This window comes from Pseudomonas sp. Pseusp11 (assembly GCF_047304405.1).
Lineage (GTDB): Bacteria > Pseudomonadota > Gammaproteobacteria > Pseudomonadales > Pseudomonadaceae > Aquipseudomonas.
The window spans coordinates 1-1,236 of sequence record NZ_JBGLZF010000094.1; the positions used below are offsets into that span (position 1 = coordinate 1).

Here is a 1,236-nt window from a genome sequence, read left to right on the forward strand (position 1 = left end):
GGGGGGGGGCCCCCCCCCCCCCCCCACCGGCCCGCTGTCACATGGACTGCACTTGACTGACGGGCATTACCCGCCCCCCGCCCTGATCCCCCCTAATGGGCGACCGTCACAATTTGTCTCATCTTCAGTTATGCTCGCCGTTCGTCGTGAACGCCGGAGCCGCTGATCTTATGTCCCCCACTCGCCTGTTTGTCCCCCTCGCCCTTGCTCTGCTGAGTGCTTGCGCCTCGCAACCGAAACAGAACCTGACCGTGGAAAAACAAAGCGAATGCCCGGCGAAACTGCACAACGGGCAAACCCTGATCCTGACGCTGCCAAGCAACCCGACCACGGGCTACCGCTGGGCGATCCAGGATTCAGCCGGTGGTGTGTTGCGCGCGCTCAGCCCCGAGGTTTACAGCAACCCGGAAGACGCCGGGATCGTCGGCAGTGCCGGCGTCTCGACCTGGCGTTTCCAGGCCTTCGCCACCGGCACTGGCCGCCTGCGGCTGACTTACTCACAACCGTGGGCACCGGAAGTACCGGCGGTGCAAACCTTCGACTGCGCCATCGCGGTTAACTGATCGTGGGCTGGCTGATTCTGGCGCTGATGGGCGCGGTGACCTTTGTGTATGGCCTGAGCGTGCATGCCGCGCTGCTCTGCCTGCTGGTCAAACCGATGCCTGTGCTGGCCCTGCTCGGCTGGTTGCACGATGCACCGCCCAGCGCGTATCGGCGCTGGATCAGCCTGGGTTTGATTTTCTCCTTGGTCGGCGATGTGTTGCTGGCATGGCCGCAAGACTTGTTCGTGTTTGGACTTGGAGCATTTTTGCTCGCGCATCTGGCGTATCTGAAGGCTTATTTGAGCGATTGCCGGCGTCTGGCTGTGTTGCCGCTGATCCTCGCCTTCGGCGTGGGTGCCGTGCTGCTGGGGATTCTGATTTCCAATGGCTTGGGGCCGCTGCTGGTCCCGGTGATCGTCTACGGTCTGGCCATCAGCGCCATGCTCTGGCGCGCCCTGGCCCGACTCGGCACCGATGTGCCCAAACGCTCGGCGCTGCTGGCAGCGGCGGGCGCGGTGGCGTTTGTGTGTTCTGACAGCGTGATTGGCATCAACCGGTTTGTGATGCCATTTCATGCCGCGCCTTACGTAATCATTCTGAGTTACTGGCTGGGGCAATGGGGGATTGCGGCGTCGGCGTTCACCCAGAAACCGCGCTGAATCCTGTGGCGGGGGAGCTTGCTCCCGCTGGGCTG

General features: G+C 63.3%; 2 protein-coding genes. Both read left to right on the plus strand.

Annotation, left to right across the window (positions count from 1 at the left end; genetic code table 11):
• Positions 1-170 precede the first annotated feature (170 nt).
• On the plus strand, positions 171-563 hold the full coding sequence (locus ACCC96_RS30280) for a protease inhibitor I42 family protein (protein WP_018927036.1): 393 nt from the start codon (positions 171-173) through the stop codon (positions 561-563).
• 2 nt (positions 564-565) lie between these two features.
• On the plus strand, positions 566-1,201 hold the full coding sequence (locus tag ACCC96_RS30285) for a lysoplasmalogenase (protein WP_258671068.1): 636 nt from the start codon (positions 566-568) through the stop codon (positions 1,199-1,201).
• Positions 1,202-1,236 lie beyond the last annotated feature (35 nt).